The organism is Rhizobium sophorae (assembly GCF_013087515.1).
GTDB classification, from domain to species: domain Bacteria; phylum Pseudomonadota; class Alphaproteobacteria; order Rhizobiales; family Rhizobiaceae; genus Rhizobium; species Rhizobium sophorae.
The window spans coordinates 42,608-50,469 of record NZ_JABFCN010000020.1; the positions used below are offsets into that span (position 1 = coordinate 42,608).

The 7,862-nt window shown below is 58.7% G+C and carries 9 protein-coding genes; 3 read left to right on the plus strand and 6 right to left on the minus strand.

Annotated features, from left to right (window positions below; genetic code table 11):
• Positions 1-9 precede the first annotated feature (9 nt).
• The 6 genes from G9X64_RS12260 to groES form a co-directional block, all read right to left on the minus strand.
• Positions 10-2,214 (minus strand): amylo-alpha-1,6-glucosidase, encoded by a 2,205-nt coding sequence (locus G9X64_RS12260; RefSeq protein ID WP_171376641.1) that lies wholly within the window; start codon positions 2,212-2,214, stop codon positions 10-12.
• A gap of 16 nt (positions 2,215-2,230) precedes the next feature.
• Positions 2,231-3,325, minus strand: coding sequence for a glycosyltransferase family 4 protein (locus G9X64_RS12265; protein ID WP_171376642.1), 1,095 nt, complete (start codon positions 3,323-3,325; stop codon positions 2,231-2,233).
• A gap of 86 nt (positions 3,326-3,411) precedes the next feature.
• Positions 3,412-3,834 (minus strand): hypothetical protein, encoded by a 423-nt coding sequence (locus tag G9X64_RS12270; protein ID WP_171376643.1) that lies wholly within the window; start codon positions 3,832-3,834, stop codon positions 3,412-3,414.
• Positions 3,809-4,111 carry a hypothetical protein gene (locus G9X64_RS12275; RefSeq protein ID WP_171376644.1) on the minus strand — a complete coding sequence of 101 codons (303 nt, stop codon included), beginning with the start codon at positions 4,109-4,111 and terminating at the stop codon, positions 3,809-3,811. Before G9X64_RS12275 ends, G9X64_RS12270 begins: the two co-directional genes overlap by 26 nt.
• A gap of 59 nt (positions 4,112-4,170) precedes the next feature.
• The gene (groL, locus tag G9X64_RS12280) at positions 4,171-5,799 is read right to left on the minus strand and encodes a chaperonin GroEL (protein WP_171376645.1); all 1,629 of its coding nucleotides are present in this window, start codon (positions 5,797-5,799) and stop codon (positions 4,171-4,173) included.
• 52 nt (positions 5,800-5,851) lie between these two features.
• Positions 5,852-6,166: a co-chaperone GroES gene (gene groES, locus G9X64_RS12285; RefSeq protein ID WP_171376646.1), complete on the minus strand. Its 315-nt coding sequence runs from the start codon at positions 6,164-6,166 to the stop codon at positions 5,852-5,854.
• A 278-nt stretch (positions 6,167-6,444) separates the two neighbouring features.
• On the opposite strand from groES, the gene G9X64_RS12290 reads away from it, so the two are divergent.
• From G9X64_RS12290 to G9X64_RS12300, 3 genes are all read left to right on the plus strand, one after another.
• On the plus strand, positions 6,445-6,717 hold the full coding sequence (locus tag G9X64_RS12290) for an usg protein (protein WP_171376647.1): 273 nt from the start codon (positions 6,445-6,447) through the stop codon (positions 6,715-6,717).
• Between the two features lie 94 nt (positions 6,718-6,811).
• Positions 6,812-7,102, plus strand: coding sequence for a hypothetical protein (locus tag G9X64_RS12295; RefSeq protein ID WP_168317546.1), 291 nt, complete (start codon positions 6,812-6,814; stop codon positions 7,100-7,102).
• 248 nt (positions 7,103-7,350) lie between these two features.
• Positions 7,351-7,824, plus strand: coding sequence for an Hsp20 family protein (locus G9X64_RS12300; RefSeq protein WP_168317544.1), 474 nt, complete (start codon positions 7,351-7,353; stop codon positions 7,822-7,824).
• Positions 7,825-7,862 lie beyond the last annotated feature (38 nt).

Sequence of the window (7,862 nt, forward strand, 5' to 3'; positions counted from 1 at the left end):
GCGGCTTGCCTAAGCGGTGGTCAGTACGCGAACCTCGCCCCGTCGACCGAGGGTGTCTACCACGACGCTGCGTCCCGAGCGGCGTAAGGCAATGTCGGCCGAGCCGTTTCCGACCTGCAGGTGTCGCAGGATCACCTCATCCATGAAGGAGGGCAGTTGCGGCTCCGTGAAGCTGATGAGCAGGGCGTTCGGTTCGAAGTCGAGGCCGAGGCAGGATTGCAGAAGAAGCAGCGGTGCTGCGGCCGCCCACGCCTGCGGAGAGCAAGCAACAGGATAGAAGGTCGGTCCCTGAGCCCGCTGGCGTGGCAAGCCGCAGAAGAGTTCCGGAAGGCGGCGCAGGTCGATATATGTCGACGAGGCAAAGAGCCCTTCAAAAATGCGCGCCGCTTCAGCCCGGTAGCCATATCGGGCGAGACCGCTGGCGATCATTGCATTGTCATGCGGCCAAACCGAGCCATTGTGGTAGCTCATCGGATTGTAGCGTGCCTCGGTGGAGGCGATGGTTCGGATGCCCCAACCGCAGAAGGACGAGGCGCTCATCAGTGTCCTGGCAACCTGGACGGCTCGCTCGGGATAGGCGATACCGGTAAACAGGGCATGACCGGCATTGGAAGAGCGGACCCTGCAAGGCCGCTTATTCCCATCGAGCGCGAGCACAAAGGTGCCGAGTTCCTCATCGAAGAAACTCGTATCGAAAGCCCGACGAAGGCCTTCCGCCCTTGCCAGAAATTTCGCTGCACGCTCTGGCCTACCCAGCCAGCGGAATATCTCGGCTGCGGACTGCCAGGCGCCGTAGACGTAGGCCTGAACCTCGGCGATAGCGATCGGGCCTTTGGCGAGCGAACCATCGACGTGGAATACCGAGTCGTGACTGTCCTTCCAGGCCTGATTGATTAAGCCTTCTTGCGTCAGCCGCCCGTATTCGACGAAACCATCACCGTCGCGATCGCCGTGCTCGTCGATCCAGGTGAGGGCTGCCTCGATATTCGGTAGAAGGCGATTGATTGTGGCAAGGTCGCCTGTACGCTTCAGGTACTCGCCTGCAAGCAGTATAAACAATGGCGTGGAGTCGATGCTGCCGTAATAACGGCGGAAGGGAACCTCGCCCAATTTGGCCATTTCGCCATAGCGCACTTCGTGCAGGATCTTGCCAGGCTCGGCATCTGCAGCCGGATCGACTTCCGTCGCCTGGTTTGCCGCCAGATGGCCAAGGACACCGCGTGCGATCTGTGGGTCGAGCCACAAGGTTTCGAGCGCGGTGATCAGCGCGTCGCGGCCAAAAACGGTGCTAAACCAGGGGATGCCAGCGTACGGGTACGGGCCTTCGGGCTTGTCGGTCATCAGCATGTAGAGGTCAGAGACGCTGCGCCGCGCCGCTTCGTTGAATATTTCGTTGGAGGTGACGATCGATGCTGCGCGCGAGGAAGAGGAGCGCAATGCACGGCGCGCATCCCGCAGGCCCAGAAAAAAAGACTGGTAGCCGAGAGGCCGGTCGTTGGCCTGGTCGCAGCAGATCTGGATGAACAGCGACCGCGTTTCATGTGGAGCCAGATCAAGATCATAAATGACATGACCACTCCCAAGTTCGTCTGGGCGGGGATCGAAGGACAACTGCGTGACGCGCTTCTGATCGTCGAGGCCGATATAGGAGAGAAGAACACGATCCTGTTCCATCACGGACGGAAGATGGCGGCCCCTCCTCGCCCTGACGGTTCCGCGAACCTCGAAGAGATCGGCGAAGTCCGCCCCGAACGAAATTTCGATACGCACTTGTTGTCGTCGCTCGTCGTAGTTCCTTACGGCCAAGCGCTCGTAACAACCGGCATTCCACAGAAAGCGTGTCCTGCGCATATGAATGAGATCATGCTCAAGTGTGAGCTTCCCCGTCTCATCAAAGAGGTCGGGATTGGTGAGATCGCAGGTCAGCGTCGCATTGTCGTCGCGCAGCGTCGACGAGAGAAGCATCGGGCGCTTGCCATTGATCGTCAGATGGAGATGGGAGAGGTACCGCGTGCCCCGATGGAAAATGCCTTCCGGGCTGCCAGGCCCGGAAAGCGCGTCACCATTGTGGTCGAAGACGGCGAATGTGTCGCCGTGCTTCAGGGTGCGCGGCCGTCGCTCCTGCAGCGATGCTGTGGCCGGAATAAAAAACTGCGCGATCGGCGCCTGGCCGCCTGCAGGCGCGGAAGCGTCGTGTACAGAAGCGATCGACATGCTGATGGCCTCCTGGTTATGCCACGACCTGAAGATCAAGGTCCTGACCGTTGGCACGGCGGAGCGGGGCTGCCTTGGTACGCACGCCGGGAAGATTCCGGTAGATGTCCAGATAGTCCCGTGCCATCCGCTCGGCGCTGAAACGCGCCTCGAATGTCGCGCGAACTTTCTTTCGATCCATCTTGAGCGCCCATTCGACGTTCTCGGCCGCGTCTGCCACGCTGTCGACGAGGATTCCAGAGACACCGTTGTCGATGACCTCCGGCACGGAGCCGCATCCGAACGCGATGACGGGCGTGCCACAGGCCATCGCTTCGATCATCACCAGTCCGAACGGCTCGGGCCAGTCGATCGGGAAGAGCAAGGCGCCGGCGTTGCCGAGGAAATCGGCCTTCTGATGCTCGTTGATCTCACCGATGAATTCGACATTCGGATGGCGCCTCACCATCGGCTCGATCACCGTCTCCCAGTAGGCCCTGTCGGCATTGTCGACCTTGGCGGCCATCTTCAGCGGCATTCCGACCTTGGTTGCGATTTCGATCGCACGATCCGGCCGCTTTTCCGGTGATATCCGTCCAAGGAAAGCAAGATAGTTGCCCTTGGGCTTTTCCGTGAATGGCAGCAGGTCGAGAGGGAGGCCATGATAGACCGTCCCTGACCAGTTGACCGGCGGCATTGGGCGGCGCTGATCATTGGAGATCGACACCAGCGGGATATCGGGAAAAGCGGAGTAGAAGGGCTTGAGGTCCGGCAGGTCAAGACGGCCGTGCAGCGTCGTGACCGTCCGGTCGGCAAACTCCCGGATCAGCGGGAAATGCAATAGATCGATGTGGAAGTGCAGCACATCGAATTCGTGCGCCCGCCGGCGAATTTCCTCCAGCATCACAACCTGATGCGGCAGGTGATCTTTGACGGCAGGATTAAGACGGAGCGCCACATCTGAGCACGACACGAGCTTCGCCGCGGTGATCGAATCTCCGCTGGCAAAAAGTGTGACGTCGTGACCTTGGGCGACGAGTGCGTCAGTGAGATAGGAAACAATGCGCTCGGTTCCACCATAAAGCTTGGGCGGAACGCTTTCGGCGAGCGGTGCGATCTGAGCGATCTTCATCGGCAAAACCTCCTCAGTTGAGCAAAGAGTCGACGGTAAAAATCATGTTCGCGTCCTCCAGAGGCACGCGGCAGGTGCAAAGTCGTCTATATCTCGAATGGTTGTTGGCGACGGGCTCCTTTCCGATAGCTGCACAGACCAAGGCCGCCAAACCGATGCGATTGAACTCGGCGACGACGGCACCTGTGATTGTCTTGGTTACTGGATGCGTCCTGCTTTCCGGGTAGCCTATCAGACCGATCCAACGTCTTCAGCGCTTCGATGATCTCGTCATAGGAGACGGCCTTGTCCGTACCGGGATAAAGGCGAAGGGCCGGAATGGATTCGATGGCGAAGATGTCGGATGCCCACGACGCAAGAATGGCGCGTTTCTCGTCCCCGCCGATTTCGTCGGCCGCAAGAACGTCGCGCGGATGACCAAAATGTTTGCCCGGATGCAGCAGATGAGCGGCGCTGATTGCTGCTACGGCCCCGTTCTGGCTGTTACTGCTGTTGATGTCCCCTCTCATTTTCTGGCTCCATGGATAAATCGATGGCACCTGGGTTGATGTTCCGCAGCTCACCGGAAAGCACGTCCCGCTCTCCACGGGATGCCGGTATGTCGGCGATCGTCATTGCCTCTGACAGAAGGACGTCGCGGTCTCGCAGTCCCCTGTTGAACAATCTGGCGACTGTTGTCGTCAGCGCTCCGACGGAGGCCGGGTCACCCGTTATCCTTTTGGCTCGGGCAATCTCTTTGACGACGCCGGCGCAAAGGCGTGCGTCTTCTTTCGATGGCAAGCTCATACACACTCCACAATTGGCTCGCCCCATGGCGGTTGGGGCGAGCCTTGCCGATTGCTTTTTTAGAAATCCATGCCGCCACCAGCCGGCAGGGCGGGAGCGGCATCTTTCTTGGGCTTTTCGGCGATCATCGCCTCGGTCGTCACCAGCAGACCGGCGACCGAGGCCGCATCCTGGAGTGCGGTCCGCACGACCTTGGCCGGATCGATGACGCCCTGAGCATAGAGATCACCATAGTCGCCGGTCTGGGCGTTCCAGCCATAGGAGAAATCGGCCTTCTCACGCAGCTTGCCGACGATGACGGAGCCTTCGGCACCGGCGTTTTCGGCGATCTGGCGCACGGGGGCTTCGATAGCGCGCCGGACGATCTCGATGCCGACGCGCTGGTCCTGGTTGGCCACGCTGAGATTGTCGAGTGCCTTGACGGCGCGCAATAGCGCAACGCCACCGCCGGGCAGGATACCCTCTTCGACGGCCGCGCGGGTTGCATGAAGGGCGTCATCAACGCGATCTTTCTTTTCCTTGACCTCGACTTCCGTCGAGCCGCCGACGCGGATAACGGCGACACCGCCGGCGAGCTTGGCAAGCCGCTCCTGCAGCTTTTCGCGGTCGTAGTCGGAGGTGGTCTCCTCGATCTGCGCCCGGATCTGGGCAACACGGCCGTCGATCTCGGCCTTGGAACCAACGCCATCGATGATCGTCGTGTTTTCCTTCTCGATCGCCACCTTCTTGGCGCGGCCAAGCATGTTGAGCGTGACATTCTCCAGTTTGATGCCGACGTCCTCGGAGATGACAGTGCCGCCGGTCAGGATGGCAATGTCTTCGAGCATCGCCTTGCGGCGGTCGCCGAAACCCGGCGCCTTGACGGCAGCGATCTTCAGACCACCGCGCAGCTTGTTGACGACCAGCGTCGCCAGCGCCTCGCCTTCGACATCTTCAGCGATAATGAGGAGCGGCTTGCTCGACTGAACAACCGCTTCGAGGACCGGCAGCAGGGACTGCAGGTTCGACAGCTTCTTTTCGTGAATGAGGATATAGGGGTCCTCGAACTCGACCCGCATCTTGTCCTGGTTGGTCACGAAGTAGGGCGAGAGATAGCCGCGGTCGAATTGCATGCCCTCGACGACTTCGAGCTCGGTCTCGGCGGTCTTGGCTTCCTCGACGGTGATGACGCCTTCGTTGCCGACCTTTTCCATCGCTTCAGCGAGATACTTGCCGATCTCCTCGTCGCCGTTGGCCGAGACAGTGCCGACCTGGGCGATTTCGGAATTGCTGGTGATCTTGCGCGCGTTGGTCTTCAATTCTTTGACGACAGCGTCGACGGCAATATCGATGCCGCGCTTGAGGTCCATCGGGTTCATGCCCGATGCAACGGCCTTGGCGCCCTCCTTTACGATTGCCTGGGCGAGAACAGTTGCGGTGGTGGTACCGTCGCCGGCAAGATCGTTGGTCTTCGATGCCACTTCGCGCAGCATCTGTGCCCCCATGTTCTCGAACTTGTCTTCCAGTTCGATTTCCTTGGCGACCGAAACACCGTCCTTGGTAATGCGCGGCGCGCCGTAGGACTTGTCGATGACAACGTTGCGGCCCTTTGGGCCGAGCGTGACCTTCACGGCGTTGGCAAGGACATCGACCCCACGCAGCATGCGTTCACGGGCATCGGTGTTGAATTTGACTTCTTTCGCAGCCATTTGTTCACTCCTTCAATAGGCAGCTTTTTGACTGATGCGCGGTAATGCGTGATTACGCGGCCCGCTTCTGCTCGGCCTGAGCTTCGATAATGCCCAAGATGTCGCTTTCCTTCATGATCAGCAGGTCTTCGCCGTTGATCTTGATTTCGGTGCCGGACCATTTGCCGAACAGAATGCGGTCGCCAGCCTTGACGTCGAGCGCCTGGATCTGGCCGGCCTCGTTGCGGGCGCCGGGGCCGACGGCGACGACTTCGCCTTCCTGCGGCTTTTCCTTGACAGTGTCAGGGATGATGATCCCGCCCTTGGTCTTTTCTTCGGATTCGACCCGGCGGACAAGAATACGATCATGAAGCGGTCGGAACGACATGTTTTCCTCCATTGGACAAAAAAGATGACGCAAAATCCCCTACCGGACCGGGCGACCAATTCGGACGGGTGCGAAACCTCACTCGAGCGTTCGCGGGGAAAATTTATTTTCGGGATTTTTTGATTTCAAGAGAGGCGGGAGAAAAAATTAGCACTCGATGCCGTTGGCTGCTAACATGCTGGAAAGGAACAATAAACGGCATCGAATGGTTTAGAAAATCGTTGCTGCCTGCATGATTTTGCGCCACCTTTGGCAGTGTCATGAAACGGAGATGAAGCATGCAATTCTCATCGAATCTGGAGTGTCAGCTCAACGGCTACGGTCTCACCACAGCGCATATCCTCTACCGGATTCCCGATTTCGAATCCGTCCTGCAAACATACGTTTGGCAGGACTACGATCTCGCTCCTGATTTTCCCGAAATGCGCAAGTTCCTGGACTTCTGGCGCGACAGCCTCGACGGACCGCTGCACTCCGTCCGCTATACACACCAGCGTCTGATCGGACCGAACGAATTGCGACGTGTTGAGGGCGAGTTCAAGCTTCACTGAACTCTTGAATTTGATTTTTCCGCTTCCTAGCTCATCGACCGCCCGAGACGTTAAACTCGGTGTGTGCGCCGTTTGTGTATGGAGTGACACCTGCATGGAAGAGAATATCGACATCATCAAGAGCGTTGGCATCGATGAACGCGAAGAGATCATCGTCGACTTTGCCCGGTGGCTCGAGACCGCCTCAAAAGAAGCGCTGGTCTACGGAGAAGGAAAGTTCGCAATGATGTCCGCCCGCATGGCAGAAGCAATGCGGGTCAATGCCGACGAGCTTGCTCGCGATAATCCTGAAAAGACCGAACGTGTGCTGCAGCAGGCCAGCGCGATGATGGCGCAGTTCAAGGCTGCATATCCTCACCGGGTTATCAGTCGATCTGTCCACTGACGGGGCGATGAGGCAGACTTGTCGGCGCGTAGATAGGCTGGGGCGTTTCACCTGCAAAAATGCGAGCGGATGAAGCCGAAAATCGTCCGATCTTACTGGGGACGAAATTTTTCGCGCCACGGATCTTGAATCCAAAATTTTCAAAAACCAAATCGTTTTTCGCCAGTTGCTGAAGATAGAGCTGGCCTTGCTGGAAGCGCCGTATTTCGGCGCTTCGGTATCCATGTTGCTTCACGGAGGATATGGCTATGGCAACATCTTACGACTATGCACCGCTGTTCCGCTCGAGCGTCGGCTTCGATCGGGTCTTTAATCTTCTCGAAAACGCGCAGCGCGCCCGCTCGATCAGCGACTGGCCGCCCTATGACATCGTCAAGATAGGCGATGACAGCTATAGAATTTCCATTGCTGTGGCGGGCTTCACCCAGGACGACCTCGACATCACCTTCCAGTCCAACCTGCTGACTGTCACCGGCAAGAAGCAGGAGGCCTCTGTCGATGCCTACCTGCATCGCGGCATCGCCGGGCGCCCGTTCGAGCACCGGTTCGAGCTTGCCGACCATGTGCGGGTGAACGGCGCGGATCTGAGCAATGGTCTTCTGTCGATCGATCTACTCCGGGAGATCCCGGAGGCCCTGAAACCGAGGAAGATTTCGATCCAGAGCACTCCTGCCTTAACATCGGTCGCTCCGGCTCAGATCGAAGCGCAGAAGGCGGCTTGATCGTTAAGTTCATCCAGTGAGTCAGGGGCGCCATTGCG